General features: G+C 64.5%; 17 protein-coding genes. 3 read left to right on the plus strand and 14 right to left on the minus strand.

The genetic code is table 11. The annotated features are described in order from the left end of the window. Nucleotides 1–788: 788 nt before the first annotated feature. Both VARPA_RS31225 and rpoH read left to right on the plus strand, forming a co-directional pair. The gene (locus VARPA_RS31225; protein ID WP_167330557.1) at nucleotides 789–953 is read left to right on the plus strand and encodes a hypothetical protein; all 165 of its coding nucleotides are present in this window, start codon (nucleotides 789–791) and stop codon (nucleotides 951–953) included. Between the two features lie 132 nt (nucleotides 954–1,085). Then, a complete protein-coding gene (gene rpoH, locus VARPA_RS25165) occupies nucleotides 1,086–2,027 on the plus strand; it encodes an RNA polymerase sigma factor RpoH (RefSeq protein ID WP_013543409.1) in 942 nt (313 codons plus the stop codon). A 45-nt stretch (nucleotides 2,028–2,072) separates the two neighbouring features. Here rpoH and VARPA_RS25170 read toward each other — a convergent pair whose 3' ends face one another. From VARPA_RS25170 to VARPA_RS25195, 6 genes are read right to left on the minus strand one after another with little or no spacing between them, the layout of a single operon-like run. Next, entirely contained in the window at nucleotides 2,073–2,915 is an 843-nt protein-coding gene (locus VARPA_RS25170) for a hypothetical protein (RefSeq protein WP_013543410.1), read from the minus strand. A gap of 13 nt (nucleotides 2,916–2,928) precedes the next feature. Then, complete coding sequence (locus VARPA_RS25175; protein ID WP_013543411.1) at nucleotides 2,929–3,534, minus strand: SCO family protein; 606 nt, start codon at nucleotides 3,532–3,534, stop codon at nucleotides 2,929–2,931. Between the two features lie 19 nt (nucleotides 3,535–3,553). After that, the gene (gene cyoE / locus VARPA_RS25180; protein ID WP_013543412.1) at nucleotides 3,554–4,459 is read right to left on the minus strand and encodes a heme o synthase; all 906 of its coding nucleotides are present in this window, start codon (nucleotides 4,457–4,459) and stop codon (nucleotides 3,554–3,556) included. Next, a complete protein-coding gene (locus tag VARPA_RS25185) occupies nucleotides 4,456–5,685 on the minus strand; it encodes a COX15/CtaA family protein (RefSeq protein WP_013543413.1) in 1,230 nt (409 codons plus the stop codon). Before VARPA_RS25185 ends, cyoE begins: the two co-directional genes overlap by 4 nt. Nucleotides 5,686–5,692: 7 nt before the next feature. Then, on the minus strand, nucleotides 5,693–6,376 hold the full coding sequence (locus tag VARPA_RS25190) for a hypothetical protein (protein WP_013543414.1): 684 nt from the start codon (nucleotides 6,374–6,376) through the stop codon (nucleotides 5,693–5,695). Beyond that, nucleotides 6,360–7,202, minus strand: coding sequence for an SURF1 family protein (locus tag VARPA_RS25195; RefSeq protein WP_013543415.1), 843 nt, complete (start codon nucleotides 7,200–7,202; stop codon nucleotides 6,360–6,362). Before VARPA_RS25195 ends, VARPA_RS25190 begins: the two co-directional genes overlap by 17 nt. Before the next feature lie 27 nt (nucleotides 7,203–7,229). On the opposite strand from VARPA_RS25195, the gene VARPA_RS25200 reads away from it, so the two are divergent. Further along, complete coding sequence (locus VARPA_RS25200) at nucleotides 7,230–7,460, plus strand: twin transmembrane helix small protein (RefSeq protein WP_013543416.1); 231 nt, start codon at nucleotides 7,230–7,232, stop codon at nucleotides 7,458–7,460. A 77-nt stretch (nucleotides 7,461–7,537) separates the two neighbouring features. Here the strand turns inward: VARPA_RS25200 and VARPA_RS25205 are convergent, their stop codons facing one another. The 8 genes from VARPA_RS25205 to VARPA_RS25235 form a co-directional block, all read right to left on the minus strand. After that, nucleotides 7,538–8,419 carry a cytochrome c oxidase subunit 3 gene (locus tag VARPA_RS25205; RefSeq protein WP_013543417.1) on the minus strand — a complete coding sequence of 294 codons (882 nt, stop codon included), beginning with the start codon at nucleotides 8,417–8,419 and terminating at the stop codon, nucleotides 7,538–7,540. Nucleotides 8,420–8,480: 61 nt separating this feature from the next. Next, nucleotides 8,481–8,696 (minus strand): DUF2970 domain-containing protein, encoded by a 216-nt coding sequence (locus VARPA_RS25210; RefSeq protein WP_013543418.1) that lies wholly within the window; start codon nucleotides 8,694–8,696, stop codon nucleotides 8,481–8,483. Further along, complete coding sequence (locus VARPA_RS25215) at nucleotides 8,696–9,322, minus strand: cytochrome c oxidase assembly protein (protein WP_013543419.1); 627 nt, start codon at nucleotides 9,320–9,322, stop codon at nucleotides 8,696–8,698. Before VARPA_RS25215 ends, VARPA_RS25210 begins: the two co-directional genes overlap by 1 nt. Nucleotides 9,323–9,351: 29 nt before the next feature. Beyond that, nucleotides 9,352–9,468 carry a cytochrome oxidase small assembly protein gene (locus tag VARPA_RS31760; protein WP_013543420.1) on the minus strand — a complete coding sequence of 39 codons (117 nt, stop codon included), beginning with the start codon at nucleotides 9,466–9,468 and terminating at the stop codon, nucleotides 9,352–9,354. Between the two features lie 13 nt (nucleotides 9,469–9,481). Next, nucleotides 9,482–11,122, minus strand: coding sequence for a cytochrome c oxidase subunit I (gene ctaD / locus VARPA_RS25220; RefSeq protein ID WP_013543421.1), 1,641 nt, complete (start codon nucleotides 11,120–11,122; stop codon nucleotides 9,482–9,484). A 49-nt stretch (nucleotides 11,123–11,171) separates the two neighbouring features. Continuing rightward, a complete protein-coding gene (gene coxB / locus VARPA_RS25225; RefSeq protein WP_013543422.1) occupies nucleotides 11,172–12,350 on the minus strand; it encodes a cytochrome c oxidase subunit II in 1,179 nt (392 codons plus the stop codon). Between the two features lie 61 nt (nucleotides 12,351–12,411). After that, nucleotides 12,412–12,888, minus strand: coding sequence for a DUF2244 domain-containing protein (locus VARPA_RS25230; RefSeq protein WP_013543423.1), 477 nt, complete (start codon nucleotides 12,886–12,888; stop codon nucleotides 12,412–12,414). A 188-nt stretch (nucleotides 12,889–13,076) separates the two neighbouring features. Further along, nucleotides 13,077–13,991, minus strand: a complete 915-nt coding sequence (locus VARPA_RS25235; protein WP_013543424.1) for a biotin synthase — start codon at nucleotides 13,989–13,991, stop codon at nucleotides 13,077–13,079. Nucleotides 13,992–14,010: the final 19 nt, after the last annotated feature.

Raw genomic sequence — 14,010 nt, forward strand, 5'->3', positions numbered from 1 at the left:
CATTCCTCCAAATTAGGAGTTTTTTAAATTGCAAGGAGATTCATCGCGTCGCATCAAATGACTCGACAGGCCAATCAATGCACCCAGTGAGTGCTCAGTAGAGCGCAATAAAAAAATAGAAAGTTTGCCGAATCGAAATCTTCACGCTTCTGGTGCGGAAGAAGGGAGCGGATTGTGTAATCCATCCAATCGAGAGCGAAACTCAAATGTCATGAGAGTTGCTTTTGACGGCGCCAAACCTTGTCAAATGTGAAAAGATGCCCATAGATAGAGGAACAATGGCTTCATCCAGCGCGGAACATGCCCGCTTAGACACCGCACAACATCCCCGTTTTATGCGAATAGTAGTAAGTGCGATGGCTGAAAAAGATCCAGCGGGGATACGAAAAGAAGTGGACTACCAGGCGGTAATTGATCTATTCGTACGAACATAGTGTTCGGGCGGTGGCGCTGAGCTCGGAAAATGCCTCACAGTGGCATTCATCGACCGGGTTATTCCAAAAAGAATTCCCAAAGGGTCTCGATGGTTTACTCACCAATTGGTCGATTTGGCCGCATTCAAGATGCCGAGTTCATCAGCAGGATGCTGGATGCTGCCGTTTAAACGGCGGTAGATCAGAATGGCCGGCCCGTCTTCCGCCCGATCGCAGTGCCACGATCCGGCCGGCATCCCGCGGTGCCAATCACCTACGCCCAGCCTTGGCTGCGCGTCCCACCGATGGCGCATCGGGCTCCGCACGCCGACCTACCCTCCGCCTGTGGCGCCATCCATCCCTGGTGCGGCGGGAATGACGTTCCAAGAACATGCGGCGATTCATCTGAAAAATCCGGAATTTTTGACCGCCTGCGACAATCAAAAACACCGTTCGTCAGTGCTTTTCGTCAGTGCTGCAAGGGACGGAAGGAGCGCCAAGCTGTTGATGCCAAAGGAATCGGGGTTCCATTCCCGGTGAGATAAGTCGCAAAGCCAGGCGGAACGGCCAGTAGCCTTTGGCTATCGACGCGATAAGAACTCAGGGGAACCCTGGGTTTAGCACTCCCTCTAACCGAGTGCTAATATGGCCAATACAAAGGAGTTTCCCCTGATGACAACGCTGTCTGGAGTCTCTGCCAACCAGCTGGCCGTCGCCAATCCATGGTCGATGGTCCCCCCGCTGGGCAACCTGGATGCTTACATTTCGGCCGCCAACCGCCTGCCGCTGCTCACGCTCGAAGAAGAGCAGGGCTTCGCTCGCAAGCTGCGCGACCAGAACGACCTCGACGCCGCCGGCGCGCTGATCCTGTCGCACCTGCGCCTCGTGGTTTCCATTTCCCGCCAATACCTGGGCTACGGGCTGCCGCACGGCGACCTGATCCAGGAAGGCAATGTCGGCCTCATGAAGGCCGTGAAGCGCTTCGACCCCGATCAAGGTGTGCGGCTGGTGAGCTACGCCATGCACTGGATCAAGGCCGAGATTCACGAGTACATCCTGAAGAACTGGCGCATGGTCAAGGTCGCGACGACCAAGGCCCAGCGCAAGCTGTTCTTCAACCTGCGCTCGATGAAGCAGGGCTTCAAGGCCGACTCGGCCGCGTCCGACAACGGCACGCACCGCGAAACGCTGAGCCCCGATGAGGTGTCGCAGATGGCGACCCGGCTGAACGTCAAGCCCGAGGAAGTGCTCGAGATGGAAACCCGCCTGTCGGGCGGCGACGTGCTGCTCGATCCGGGTCCGTCAGACGACGGCGACGAAGCCTTCGGCCCGATCGCCTATCTGGCCGATGCCACACAGGAGCCGACCGCGCTGCTCGAGTCGCAGCAGCGCGACCGCCTGTCGAGCGACGGCATTGCGACCGCGCTCGAAGCGCTGGACGCTCGCAGCCGCCGCATCGTGGAAGAGCGCTGGCTCAAGGTCAACGACGACGGCTCGGGCGGTATGACGCTGCACGACCTGGCTGCGGTGTACGGCGTGAGCGCCGAGCGCATTCGCCAGATCGAAGTCGCGGCGATGAAGAAGATGAAGAAGGCGCTGGCGGACTACGCGTAAGCCGCCGCCCTCTTTCAGCAAAAAGCCCGGCAATGCCGGGCTTTTTCATGGGCCTTTGGAGAGCGTCCGCAGAGCTCGCTTGGCGATGTAGCACGTCGCATCGGTGTCAGATTCCACGACCCATCGTTTGCACAGCTTCTCGACCCATTCCCCTTGCGTCTTGCTCGCATCGTTGAGCCAATTCGCGACCGAGTTCTGCACGTAGCGGCTGCCATCCGCTCGCAGCGGCTCGATCAGCGGCAATGCGCGCCAAGGTTCCGCCTTGAGTGCCTCGATCTGCGCACACCACACGCCGCGCGGGCGTGTGAGTTCGCTCGCGAAACGGCGGATGTTCGGATCGGCGTCGAACACCCACGGCTGCAGCAGCGCAAGCGCTTCATCGAGCGAGACGATGACCGCGTCCCGCACCGCCATCCAGGCGATCTCGCGCACGCCGAAATGCGAGTCGGCGGCGAAGCGGCGGACCGCTTCGAGCTGCGCCGGCAAAGGCAATCCGGAAAGCGCGACCCACTGCGCGGCCCAGCAGCGCGCCACATCGCTCGCGTGCGTGGCCAGCCGGTGCGCGACGGCATCGCGCTCGGCGTGAAGCGAGGTCAGGTCGTAGAGCGCGCGGGCGATGTGCGTATGCCGCTGCATCGGCTTGAAGGCGCCGAGCATGGCAATGGTGTCCACCAGACGTTCGCTTGTTGCATCGAGCCCGACGTGCCCTGCCACGCTGCGCGCCAACTGCGGCAGTTCAAGCGCCAGGAATTCGTTGAGATTGACGGTCTCGAGCAACCCGTCGTTGAGGGCGCGCAGCACTTCGGGCGGAATGAGCGCGATGCGAAAGGCGCCTTTGCGCGTCTTCAGGTGATCGACCGACGCAACAACAGCGACAGCGGCATCCACGCGCCGTTCCTCCTCAGGAACCCAGCAGCGTCTTCAGGTCCGACACCATCGACGGCACGCCCGCGCCGTAGCGCGCGTAGAGACGCAGCCGGCCCTGCGGGTCGTAGATGAAGCTCGCGGCCGAGTGGTCCATCGAATAGCTGGTGGGCGTCTTGCCGTCGACCTTCTTGTAGTAGACCTTGAAGTCCTTGGCCGTTGCGGCGAGCTCGTCGGGCGTCGGAATCAGCGCGACGAAGTTCGGGTCGAACGCGCCCATGTAGGCCTTCATCACTTCGGGCGTGTCGCGCGCCGGATCGACGGTGACGAACAGCACCTGCAGCTTGTCGCCGTCCTTGCCGAGCTGCTGCTTGACCTGTGCCATCTCGGTCATGGTGGTCGGGCAGACGTCGGGGCACTGCGCGTAGCCGAAGAACAGCACGACCGCCTTGCCCTTGAAGTCGGCCATCGTGCGGACCTTGCCGTCGGCGTCCTTCAGCGAGAAGTCCTTGGCGTAGTCAGCACCCGTGATGTCCACCGCATTGAAGCTCTGCTTCGGCTCGCTGCAGGCCGAAAGCCCCATGCCCAGGGCCGCCATCGCCATGCTGCCGGCGATCAGTTGGAGAGCGTTGCGCTTGTTCATGGGAGCGGTCGAGTTCGATTCAATGGAGATAGTGATCGACGAGCAGTGCCAGAAACAGCACGCTCAGATGGATCAGCGAAAAGCGGAAGGTCTTGCGCGCGAGCGTGTCCGAGTAGTTGCGCCAGAGCGCGAACGCATAGCCCGTGAAGCCGATGCTCACGACCACGGCGACCGCGAGGTACAGCCAGCCGCTCATGCCGTAGATGAAGGGCATGAGGCAGGCCGCGAAAAGAATGAAGGTGTAGAGCAACACCTGCAGCCGCGTGAACTCGTTGCCATGCGTGACCGGGAGCATCGGCAGGCCCGCCTTGCGGTAGTCCTCGACGCGGTAGAGCGCGAGCGCCCAGAAGTGCGGCGGCGTCCACAGGAAGATGATGAGAAAGAGGATCAGCGCCTCCGGACCCACGTCCCCGGTCATCGCAGCCCAGCCCAGCACCGGTGGCATCGCGCCCGAGGCGCCGCCGATCACGATGTTCTGGGGCGTGAGCGGCTTCAAGATCACGGTGTAGATCACCGCGTAGCCCACGAAGGTGGCGAAGGTCAGCCACATGGTGAGCGGGTTGACGGTGAACCACAGCAGCGCCGAACCCGCCGCGCACAGCAGCGCCGAGAACACCAGCGCCTGCAGGTCGCTGAGCTGCCCGCGCGCCGTGGGACGCCACGCGGTGCGCTTCATCTTGGCGTCGATGCCCTTCTCGACCAGGCAGTTGAATGCCGCCGCCGCGCCGGCCACCAGCCAGATGCCGATGCAGGCGAGCACGGCACGCTGCACGTCGAACCACGAGGGCAAGCCGGGCACGGCGAGCACCATGCCGATCAACGCGCAGAACACGATCAGCTGCACCACGCGCGGCTTGGTCAGCGCGTAGAACTGGCGCAGCACGTTCGCGGTGCTGGTGTGCTGAACGGGGATCGGGGTGCTCACGCTGGCGCTTTCTTCGAGGTGGAGGTCGTGGAGGTACCGCGTGCATTGTCGTCGGCACGTGCCGTTGCGGTTAAGGCGACTTCACGGCGGCTTTCGCACAGCGCCCAGGTCAGCACCACGGCCAGCGCTGCGGCGCCGCCGGTGTGCAGCACCGCTGCAGCCAGTGGCCAGCCGAGCAGCACGTTGCCGAGACCCGTGGCGAGTTGGAGCAAAGCGAGGCCCGCCAGCCAATGGGCCTGGGGGCGTAGCGCGTCGATGCGGCGCAGGCGCCAGGCGAGCACGCCGAGTGCGACGAAGACCGCGTAGGCCATCAGCCGATGCGCGTAGTGGATCGCGGTGAGCGCCGAGAAATCGAGTGGCTGGCCGTCGCCGGTCACACCGAGGTGGCGCCAGATCTCGAAACCCTGCGCGAAATTCATCGGCGGCCACCAGCTGCCCTGGCAAGTCGGGAACTGGGTGCAGGCGAGCACTGCGTAGTTGGTGCTGACCCAACCGCCGAGCGCGATCTGAAGCACCAGCAACACGGTGGTCGCGATCAATCCGTTTCGGAGGGCAGGCGATATCGGCGTGGGCAAACGGTCCGCGGCAGCCTGCCGGTAGTGAACGGCCTGCAAGCAGAGCAACGCCAGCAGCACGATGGCGCCGAGCAGATGCAAGGTGACGATCGCGGGAAAAAGCTTCCAGGTGACGGTCATCGCGCCGAAGGCGCCCTGCAGGCTGACCCAGACCAATGTGAATGTGGGCCATCCGGCACTGAGCGTCGCATGGTCGCGGCCATCGACGGGCGGAGCGCCCGTCCACGACTGGCGCAGCCGAACGATCCACGTTGCCACTGCGAGGACGAGGATCAGCACGCCCACACCCGTCGCCAGATAGCGATGGACCATCTCCACCCACGCCTTGCTGTGCGTCACCGGCCCGGTCGGCTGGGCCGACTGCGCCATCGCGATCTCGTGCCGCGCGCCGACCGGGCTGGCGTTGCCGTAGCAGCCGGGCCAGTCGGGGCAGCCGAGGCCCGAATCGGTCAAGCGCGTGAAGGCGCCGAACAGCGTGAGGTCGAAGGTGAGAAACAGCGTGAGCACCGTCAGCGCATGCAGCCGCCGCGCCGGGCCATGCCCCGCGTTGCGGCGCCACACCCAGACGAGCGGCCCGAGCGCGATCAGCACGCCGGCCGCCATCAGCCAGGCGATCGGTGCAAGGTCGTACAGGGAGCTCGTGTCCGTCATGGGCAAATCAGCGGCCGGGTTCGTCCCACGAGGACGAGGCGCGCAGCAGGCGATCGATGTCGCGCTTGGCGCGGCTCGCACCGGCGGCGTCCATGCGCGCGGGGAAACGCATCATCCAGTTGCCCATCGGGTCGACCACGTAGAGATGCTCGGCGAGGGCGTGACCGGAAACGGGGGCCAGCCACTTCGCCAACTGGTCGGCCGGCACGCGCAGCACCGTCGCGCCATGCAGGCCGTTGTTCAGGCGCTCGGGGATCGGCGCGGCATCGCTCACGAGCCAGACACGGTCCATGCGGTCCTTCTCGCGGCCAAGACTCTCGCGCAGTTGCCGCTGCAGGTACAGCTGCTGCTCGCACAGCGCATCGCAGGCCGCATCGGCCACCGCCACCAGCAGCCACTGTCCCTTGAGCGTGGCGACGTCGACCGGCGCGCCGTTGCGATCGGTGGCGGTCAGCCGGGGCAATTCGCGCTGCGGGTTGATCAGTTCGCCATAGACGCTGCGGCCTTCGGGCCGGATCACGTAATAGGTGAAGTACGAGGCGATGACGGGTGCGGCGCACATCAGCAGCACCGCGATCATCTTCCAGCGTCCGACGACCGTGCGCCGGCCCTCGGCGCCGTCGAGCGCCTGGTTGGGCGACGGCATCGAGTGCACCGTCAGGCCCAGCGGCTCGTCAGAGGCGGCGCTCATCGCGTGCGCGGCGCCGCGAGCGGCGGAAGGGGGTGATGAATTGGAACCAGACATAGAGGATGACGACGAGGGCCGAGAGGCCGAACCACTGGAATGCGTAACCGTAGTGCCTCTCCAGCCCCAGCGCCGGGGCCGGCCAGTCGCGCTGCAGGCCTTCGGAGGCCGGGCCGGTCTGCTGCAGCGACACGTCGGTGCGCAGCGGCAGCTTGGTTTCGGCACGGAACGCCTCCAGGTCGAGATTTTGCCGGATGGCCGAAGACCCCTCGGCGGCCGGTGCCTGCACGGGCGCGGAAGCCGCCGGAGCGGGCGCCGGGGCGGCCGCTGTCGACGATGTGCCCAGCTCGAGCAGATGGCTCGGCGGCGGCTCGATCAGGCCCGTGACCTCGACGATGCCGGCCGGCGTCTCGACCGCCCCGAGCTTCGTGCGATCGACGAAATTGCGCTGCACCCAGCCGCGCTGGATCATCACCGTCTGCTCGGTGCCTTCGAGCGCGAACGGCGTCAGCACGTAGAAGCCGGGCACGCCGTGCATCTGGCGGTTGTCCAGGTAGACCGTCTGCGGCGTGAGCCAGAGGCCGCGCAGGCGCACCGGCCGGTGCAGCGCATCGCTCGCCTGCGGCAGCGCGAGGAACTCGGCCTGGTCGAGCGCGGGCTTCTGCTTTTCGGCATCGATGCTGGCCTGCAGCGCTTCTTTCTGCGCCGCGCGCGAGAGCTGCCAGCGGCCCAGCGAGACGGTGGCGGCCAGCGTCAGGATGGCCGCGATGGTGACGAGCCAGAAGCGGCCTCGGCGGCGCGGTGCTTCGGCGTTCAGGGGTTCAGGGATCACTGGAGAGGACGGGGCGTGCGGCCGATAATGCGGGTCATGAAATATTTCGTCGCCCTGGTGTTCCTGGGGATCTTCGCGAGCCTCGGATTTGCGCTGTACTTCATGCTGAAGGACGGGCGCAACGGGCGCGCCAAGAGCGGCGGCATGGCGCGCGCTCTCACCTTTCGGATCGGCCTGTCGGTGTTTTTGTTCCTCTGCATGCTGCTCGCCTGGAAACTCGGCTACATCCAGCCCACCGGGCTCCCGCTCGGCAAGTAGATGGTGCTCGTTCCAGGAGAACCATGAAAAAGGCGCCTTGCGGCGCCTTTTTTCTGGAATGACGCGAGGCTCTTCGCTCAAAGCCAGTAAACCAGCATGTAGAGACCCAGCCACACCACGTCCACGAAGTGCCAGTACCAGGCGGCGCCTTCGAAACCGAAGTGGCGCTCGGGCGTGAAGTGGCCCTTCTGCAGTCGCAGCGTGATGAACAGCAGCATCAGCATGCCGATGAACACGTGCAGGCCGTGGAAGCCGGTCAGCATGAAGAAGGTCGAGCCGTAGGCGCCCGAACTGAGCTTCAGGTTCAGTTCTGTGTACAGGTGGTAGTACTCGTAGCCCTGCACACCCAGAAAGATCACGCCCAAGAGCACGGTGAGCCACATGAAGCGGATGGTCTGCGCACGATGGCCGGCACGCAGCGCGTGGTGGGCGATGGTGAGCGTCACGCCCGAGCTGAGCAGCAGCGCGGTGTTGATGGTGGGGAGCCAGAATGGACCCACGGTCTGGAACGGCTCGACGATGTCGGCCGGCGACCCGGTCACTCCAGCGGCCACGCTCGGCCACACAGCCTTGAAGTCGGGCCAGAGGATCGCGTTGTCCAGGCTGCCGAGCGTCGGCAGCGCATGGGTGCGGGCCCACCACAGCGCGGTGAAGAAGGCGCCGAAGAACATCACTTCCGAGAAGATGAACCAGCTCATGCTCCAGCGGAAAGAGAGGTCGATCTTGTGCCCGTACTGCCCGCTCTCGCTTTCGCCGATGGCCGCACGGAACCACACGAAGAGCGTGGCGAGCCAGCCGACCATGCCGGCCGCGAGCGACCAGGCGCCCCACTCGTGGCCATTGATCCACTGCGCCGCACCGAGGATCACGAAGAACAGACCGATCGCGGCCATGACCGGATAGGCCGAGGGTCCGGGCACGAAGTAGTAGGGCGTGGTGCCGTGGGTGGTTGAACTCATATCAGCTCCTGGCTTTCTTTCTTCTCTCGATTCAATGGATTCTTGTTTGTCGTGGGTTTCGTCAGCCCGTGGCAACCACATACCGCACCAGCAACACCAGCCCGACGACGAAGACGATCACCGCGGCGAATGCCACCGCGATGATGTGCAACGGATTCAGCTTGCCCAGGTCTTCCTGGTAGGCGCTGTTCTTGCGAACGCCGAAGAACGACCAGCCCACCGCCTTCACCGTGTCCCACAGCGTGGCCTTCGGCTTGTTCGATGGCGGAACGGTCATCACGAGCGCGGCTCATTGGCGGTGCTTGTGACTGCGGCCACCGGCGCGGCCGGCGTCTTGCCGCCCACCTCGAAGAAGGTGTACGACAGCGTGATGGTCTTCACGTCCTTGGAGATCTTCGGGTCGATCACGAACGCGACCGGCCACTGCTTCTTCTCGCCCGGATCGAGCGTGTACTGGTTGAAGCAGAAGCACTCGAGCTTGTTGAAATAAGGCGCGGCCTGCTGCGGCGCGTAGCTCGGGATGGCCTGCGCGGCCATGCGGCGGTTCTGCACGTTCTGAAACTCGTAAATCACCGTGTTGAGCTGGCCCGGGTGCACCTCGATGGTCCGCTCGGCTGGCTTGAAGTCCCAGAGGCCGCCGCGCACGTTGGAGTCGAATTCGACCTTGATCGTGCGGGTCATGTCGACCTGCGTGTTGTCGGGCACGCGCACGTTCTTGCCGCCGCTCGCACCGCCCGGCACCTCGAGCTCGGAGAGCGCGAGGATGTTGATGCCGGTCATCTCGCAGATCGCGCGGTACATGGGCACCAGCGCATAGCCGAAGGCGAACATGCCGCATGTCACGACGGCGAGCTTGCCCACCATGCGGACATTGGCGCGGCGGATGCGTTGGCCGAGACTCATGCGTGCTGCTCCGGTTCGTTGGCCAGCGGTCAGCGACCGCTGAAGAAGACCATGCGCACGATGAAGCCGATGAAGAAGATCACCGCGATGGAGGCCAGCGTGAGCCCCATGCGACGGTTGTTCCTTCTTTGCTCAGGCGTCGTCATTTCGTGCGGTCGATCAGCCGATCACCTTGGTGGCGGTCGCGTCGAGCTTGGGCGGATTCTCGAAGGTGTGGAACGGGGCCGGCGACGGCACTTCCCACTCAAGGCCTTCAGCCGCTTCCCACGGCTTCTGCGAAGCCTTCTCGCCCTTGCCGCGCATGGTCGGCAGCACGACGAAGAGGAAGAAGTACACCTGCGCGAAGCCAAAGAAGAAGGCACCGACCGAAGCGAGCGCGTTGAAGTCGGCGAACTGCATCGGGTAGTCGGCGTAGCGTCGCGGCATGCCCGCGAGGCCCAGGAAGTGCATCGGGAAGAAGGTCACGTTGAACGAGATCAGCGACCACCAGAAGTGCACCTTGCCGCGCGTTTCGTTGTACATCACGCCGGTCCACTTGGGCACCCAGTAGTAGAAGCCCGAGAACATGGCGAACAGCGAGCCGGCTACCAGCACGTAGTGGAAGTGGGCCACCACGTAATACGTGTCCTGCAGCTGCGTGTCGATCGGCGCGACCGCGAGGATGAGGCCGGTGAAGCCGCCCATCGTGAACACGAAGATGAAGCCGACCGCGAACAGCATGGGCGTCTCGAAGGTCATCGAGCCCTGCCACATCGTGGCGATCCAGTTGAAGATCTTCACGGCCGTGGGCACCGCGATCAGCATGGTCGCGTACATGAAGAACAACTGGCCGGTGAGCGGCATGCCGGTCGTGAACATGTGGTGCGCCCACACGATGAACGACAGGATGGCAATCGACGAGGTGGCGTACACCATCGAGGCGTAGCCGAAGAGCTTCTTGCGGGCGAAGGCCGGCACCACCTGGCTGATGATGCCGAAGGCCGGCAAGATCATGATGTAGACCTCGGGGTGGCCGAAGAACCAGAAGATGTGCTGGTACATCACCGGGTCGCCGCCGCCGGCGGGGTTGAAGAAGCTGGTGCCGAAGTGGCGGTCGGTCAGCGTCATCGTGATGGCGCCTGCGAGCACCGGCATCACGGCGATCAGCAGGTAGGCAGTGATGAGCCAGGTCCAGCAGAACATCGGCATCTTCATCAGCGTCATGCCGGGGGCGCGCATGTTGAGGATGGTCACGATGATGTTGATCGAGCCCATGATCGACGAGGCGCCCATGATGTGCATCGCGAAAATGCCAGCGTCCATCGAGGGGCCCATCTGCAGCGTGAGCGGCGCGTAGAGCGTCCAGCCCGCAGCGGGTGCGCCGCCGGGCATGAAGAACGAACCCACCAGCATCAGCGCCGCGGGAATCAGCAGCCAAAAGCTGAAGTTGTTCATGCGCGCGAACGCCATGTCGGAAGCGCCCACCTGCAGCGGGATCATCCAGTTCGCGAAGCCCACGAAGGCCGGCATGATGGCGCCGAACACCATGATCAGGCCGTGCATGGTGGTGAACTGGTTGAAGAGCTCGGGGTTCACCAGTTGCAGGCCGGGCTGGAACAGCTCGGCGCGGATCAGGAGGGCCAGGATGCCGCCCACCATCAGCATCGTGAAGCTGAACAGCAGGTAGAGCGTGCCGATGTCCTTGTGGTTGGTCGCGAAGACCCAGCGGCGCCAGCCGGTGGGTGCCGCGTGATGCTCGTCGTGGCCGTCGTGTGCGTGGTCGCCGTGGGCGTGACCGTGGGGGTCGAGGACTGCACTCATTTCGTTGTTCCTTGCAATTTCTTCTTCGCGGGGCGCTGCTGCTGGCGTATCACTTGCCGCGCAGGGCCAGCACTTCGGCCGGCTGCACCAGCTGACCCGTCTTGTTCGACCAGCTGTTCTTGGTGTAGGTGGCCACGGCCGCGAGATCGGTGTCGCTCAGCTGCTTCCACGCAGGCATCGCACCGTTGTTCTGGCCGTTGAGCAGCACTTCCAGCTGCACCTTGTGGTCGGCGGCAACCACCTTGGCCGAGCCGTCGAGCGGCTTGATCGGGCCGGCGCCCTTGCCGTTGGCCTGGTGGCAGGCTGCGCAATTGGCGGCGTAGACCTTCTCGCCACGCACCAGCATCTCGGGCAGCGCCCAGACCTTGGTCGGATCGTCGAGCTTGGCGGCGGCCTCCTTGCGCTTGGCCGCGACCCAGGTCGTGTAGTCGGCCGACGAGACCACCTTCACGTGGATCGGCATGTAGGCGTGTTCCTTGCCGCACAGTTCCTGGCACTGGCCGTAGTAGTCACCCACGGCCTCGGCGCGGAACCAGGTGTCGCGCACGAAGCCGGGAATCGCGTCTTGCTTCACGCCCAGCTGCGGCACGGCGAACGCGTGGATCACGTCGTTGGCGGTGGTGATGATGCGGACCTTCTTGTTGACCGGCACCACCAGCGGGTTGTCGACCTTGAGCAGGTAGTCGTCCGGCATCGCGCCCTTGGCGCCTGCGTCGGACATCGCGCGCTGCGAGCTGTCGAGCGTGGAGATGAAGGCCAGGCCCTCGCCTTCGCCGTTCAGGTAGTCGTAGCCCCACTTCCACTGGTAGCCAGTGGTCTTGATCGTGAGGTCGGCGTTGGTGGTGTCCTTCTGGGCCACCAGCACCTTGGTGGCGGGCAGCGCCATCACGATCACGATGAGGAAGGGAACGATGGTCCAGATGACCTCGACCACCACCGATTCGTGGAAGTTGGCGGCCTTGTGGCCCACCGACTTGCGGTGCTTCCAGATCGAATAGAACATGACCGCGAACACGGCGACGAAGATGACCGTGCACAGAATCATCATGATCGTGTGGAGCAGATGCTGCTCCTGAGCGATCTTGGTCACACCGACCGGAAGATTCAACTGGCGAACCGAAGGGCCGCCGGGCAGATCGTTGACTGCGTGCGCCGCGCTGCTGAAAGCCGCGCCGGCCGCCAGCAACAGATTCGCCGGCCTGTACTTATTGCGCCAAATGCTCTTCATCGTGTTCACGTTTCTTCAATTTTTTCGACAAACCCAACCGTGCAGCGCTGCGCAAGCCGCTTCAAGCGCCACGCAACGCCATGCGAATCTCGCGCGCCAGTGCTGCACGCAACTCCGGGCGTACATAGCGCCCCACCCTGACTGATTGCCCCTGCCCCGAGACCTCGATCAGCGAGCGATCGCTGGTCTGCGGTTCGATCCGCACCTCGTGCGGAAGAAATTCAGTGCGTTCGTAGTGCCCACCGTCCTCGAGCTCCACAACCAGCCGGCCGCCCTGCAATGCGATCCGTTCTCCATCGGTCGCATGCCGCGCGTACAGCATGAATGCGAAACCCACCGCGGCGAGTTCGAGCCAGGCGAATGGCAGAACCAGCGGCGCACCGTGCAGCCAGAACACCGTGCCGATACCGAGCGATACCACGCACAGCGACGCGTAGAGCCAGCCCAGCTGGCTCGGGGTCACCGAGCAATTGCGCTTCAGGAACCAGTGGATGCTCTGGCCTGAAACGGTGGCAAAACGAAACACGGAATTCGACACGGGCGAGTTCAGCAAATCGGTGCGTCGATGGTCGCCAAACCCCTCGTACGCCCTCGTACAAACGGGATCCGACAGCCCCTCGATCGCGGGACAATACCCGCGAGTTTCACGCAACGGCGGATTGTAGCGGGTAGATACCGGCGCTCGCAGGCCCTGTGGGACGCCTACGGGTCACTACTACTAGGCAATCACGCGCCGGGTCGACCTCGTTGCAGCATCGAGCGCATTTCGCGCAGCGACACCGCGCTTTCGGCCGACAGCGACACGCGCGGCGTCGGCTTGAAAGCATGGCCGTAGATGACCTCGAAGGTCAGCGCGATGTGGCCGTTGCCGCCCTCGGCCGGTGCCAGTTCGGGCAGCGCGTCCTTCAGTGCCTTGTGCCAGGCCTTGCCGCGCAGCGCCGGGAAGCGTTCCGGGTGCAGGTTGCGGCCCAACGTGCGCAACTCGGCCAGCGCCGCCTCGGGCGTGGCCCAGGTCAGCACGATGCGCTCCATGTCCATCACCGGCTCGGCGAAGCCGGCGTGCACCAGCATGTCGCCCCAGTCGTGCATGTCGGTGTATTCGTGGCCGGCCGCGGGCCAGCCGAGCCGGGCATGCAGCGCGCGCAGTTCGCGCACGGTGTCGGGGCCGAGGCAGGAGAACATCAGGAAGCCGTCGGTCGCGACCAGCTTGTGCCACTGCGAGATCAGCGCTTCGGGGTCGGCCGCCATGTGTAGCGACATGTTGGCCCAGAGCAGGTCGACACCGTCTTCGGGCGGCGCATCGAAGCGGGCCTTGCCGCCCTGCCAGCGGCGCGCGCTCCACCAGGGCGCAGCCAACGCCTCGCCGGTCTTGCCGGCCAGAGCCGGCTCGGGCTCGATCACATAGGAAGCGGCATCGCGGTAGCGGCGGGCCACGAGCTCATGCGCCTCGAGGCCGCCTCTGAGCGGCGCCCAGTCGGCCCAGGTGCGGGGCTGGGCCTTGATCCATTGCAGCCGGTCTTCCATGCGCCGGCCGATTTCCTCGTGCAGCCACGGCGAGACCTCGGCGGGCGCCAGTCGACGCCAGCGTTCGGCCGCCGTGGGGTCGATGGTCGGCGGTCTTCTTGCGGGGTCGGTGGCCATGGGGCCGTGAGTATATTGA

Source organism: Variovorax paradoxus EPS (assembly GCF_000184745.1).
In the GTDB taxonomy this organism is placed as follows: Bacteria; Pseudomonadota; Gammaproteobacteria; order Burkholderiales; family Burkholderiaceae_C; genus Variovorax; species Variovorax paradoxus_C.

Coding starts and splice junctions, on each gene's coding strand:
- VARPA_RS31225 (WP_167330557.1), top strand. CDS start 789: ATGACGTTCCAAGAACATGCGGCGATTCATCTGAAAAATCCGGAATTT.
- rpoH (WP_013543409.1), top strand. CDS start 1,086: ATGACAACGCTGTCTGGAGTCTCTGCCAACCAGCTGGCCGTCGCCAAT.
- VARPA_RS25175 (WP_013543411.1), bottom strand. CDS start 3,534: ATGAACAAGCGCAACGCTCTCCAACTGATCGCCGGCAGCATGGCGATG.
- VARPA_RS25185 (WP_013543413.1), bottom strand. CDS start 5,685: ATGACGGACACGAGCTCCCTGTACGACCTTGCACCGATCGCCTGGCTG.
- VARPA_RS25190 (WP_013543414.1), bottom strand. CDS start 6,376: ATGAGCGCCGCCTCTGACGAGCCGCTGGGCCTGACGGTGCACTCGATG.
- VARPA_RS25200 (WP_013543416.1), top strand. CDS start 7,230: ATGCGGGTCATGAAATATTTCGTCGCCCTGGTGTTCCTGGGGATCTTC.
- VARPA_RS25205 (WP_013543417.1), bottom strand. CDS start 8,419: ATGAGTTCAACCACCCACGGCACCACGCCCTACTACTTCGTGCCCGGA.
- VARPA_RS25210 (WP_013543418.1), bottom strand. CDS start 8,696: ATGACCGTTCCGCCATCGAACAAGCCGAAGGCCACGCTGTGGGACACG.
- VARPA_RS25215 (WP_013543419.1), bottom strand. CDS start 9,322: ATGAGTCTCGGCCAACGCATCCGCCGCGCCAATGTCCGCATGGTGGGC.
- VARPA_RS31760 (WP_013543420.1), bottom strand. CDS start 9,468: ATGACGACGCCTGAGCAAAGAAGGAACAACCGTCGCATGGGGCTCACG.
- ctaD (WP_013543421.1), bottom strand. CDS start 11,122: ATGAGTGCAGTCCTCGACCCCCACGGTCACGCCCACGGCGACCACGCA.
- coxB (WP_013543422.1), bottom strand. CDS start 12,350: ATGAAGAGCATTTGGCGCAATAAGTACAGGCCGGCGAATCTGTTGCTG.
- VARPA_RS25235 (WP_013543424.1), bottom strand. CDS start 13,991: ATGGCCACCGACCCCGCAAGAAGACCGCCGACCATCGACCCCACGGCG.